The following is a 1,842-nucleotide window of genomic DNA, read 5'->3' on the forward strand; positions in this document are numbered from 1 at the left end:
GCGTGATCCCTTGCAGGAAGTGGATCATTCGCAAACGCTAGCCGCACAAAGCGCATCTGCCTTAACGGGCTATGACCGGCAGATGGTCAGCGTGGCGCAAGAAGTTGACCAGGCGCAGCTTTCTCTCAACGGCACGCATGCTTCTGCTGCCCAAATCATGGGTGCGCAGGCACGTGAGCAATCCATTCTGGCGGATCAGTGGAATGCCAGCGTAACTTCCATCAGTCGTCAGGCTGATGAACAGGATGCAGTTAATACGGCCTATGCACAAACATCTACGTCTCTTGATCATGTCACAAATTATCAGAAGGCATATGAAGAGGCATTACAATCATTTGACCCTCACAGCACATCGTTCACGCAGCATGTAAATGAAATGACGGCAGCTCTGGACAAGCAAACTGCCACACAAAAAGAACAGGCACTGATTGGCCAGACATGGCAGAATAAAGATCAGATCAGCTTGTTGCAGGCAGAAACTGCCTCGCTTGGCCAGAATGATGATGCACGTCAGAAAATGCTCACGCATATGCAAACAGAGCAAGAGCTGGTGCGCAATGGTGATTCTCTTACAGATACCAGCACACAGACCTATCTGAAAAGTGTGGATGCCTTGTCTGACGCCACGGCGGAATATCAGCATGCACAGCAGACACTAGATGATTTCACTGGAAGTCTGAGTGACATGACGGATCAGCTTTCTGATGGCGTTGTGCAGGGATTTCTGCAGGGCACGTCCAGCGGGATGTCCTTCAAGTCCACCATGCAGGGCATTGAAGCGCAGATTGTGTCCATGATTGCAAAAATGGCGCTGATCAATCCTCTGCTGAACAGTATAGATGGGGGAACACGCACAACCCTGTCTGATTTCAACAATATGTTCAGCAAGATGGGTTCTGCTTCAGGTTCTGGAAGTGCGCTTCAGGATGATAACCTAAATGCCATTTCCCAATCCGGCTGGGCCATGTCTCCAGAGGAAGTGCAGCAGGAAAAAAAGCAGCTTAATCAGTCAAGCAGTTTTAGCCTTTCATCCCTGTTCAGTGGCGGGATTGGGAACGGTGGCACTGAAAGCCTTGGTGGCGCCCTCAATATGGGGATGGGCATGCTAGGCGGTTTTGCCGCAGGCTCTTCCCTAAGCAAACTGCTGACAGATAAGCTGTTTGATGGTTCAAAAAGCTCTGAAGTCGGTGGGGAAGTCGGTTCGGGCGTTGGCTCCATTGTCGGTGGTATATTTGGTGGCCCATTGGGATCTCTGGTGGGTGGTTCCGTTATTGGTGCCATTGGGGATGCCATTGGCAGCCTGTTTGCAAAAAGGAGCAAAGATTATCAGTATGTTTCTGTGGATAATGGGCAGTTGGCAATCAGCGGCCATGTGTACAAGGATATCCATGGAAATGACACGGTAGCATCTGGGCTTCAGACCGATCTGGATAGCATCAACAATGCATTCGACTATACGGGCGTATCCGCGACAAACACAGATACACTCGGCAAAGTTGGCTATTCCAAGAAGGGGAAGAAAAAAGATACCTACAGCCTGACAGATCTGCTGCCTGATCTGGATCTGACCAGCTCTTCAGCCAACATGAATCTGGAGCTGAAGCAGCTCATGCCGTCCAGTTTTGATAGCGTGGACACGTTCACGCAGGATCTGGAAAGCCTGAAAAGTCTTGCGGACGAACTGGACAGCATGAAAGTGTCTGTCTCGAAGTTTGATGATTCCAGCCACGTCACGGTGGATCATTTCACCGGCTATACGGGGGATATGGCCAAAGCACTTTCCACTCTGGATGGAAAGACGCTGAGCACAGACGATCTGCAAAGCAAGTTTGAGGCCATTGA

General features: G+C 50.3%; 1 pseudogene. It reads left to right on the plus strand.

Annotated elements, in window-relative coordinates:
• Positions 1-1,842 (plus strand): annotated as a pseudogene (locus FKW19_RS15125) (phage tail protein); the annotation flags it as partial.

The organism is Acetobacter sp. DmW_125128 (genome assembly GCF_008704325.1).
GTDB classification, from domain to species: Bacteria; Pseudomonadota; Alphaproteobacteria; order Acetobacterales; family Acetobacteraceae; genus Acetobacter; species Acetobacter oryzifermentans.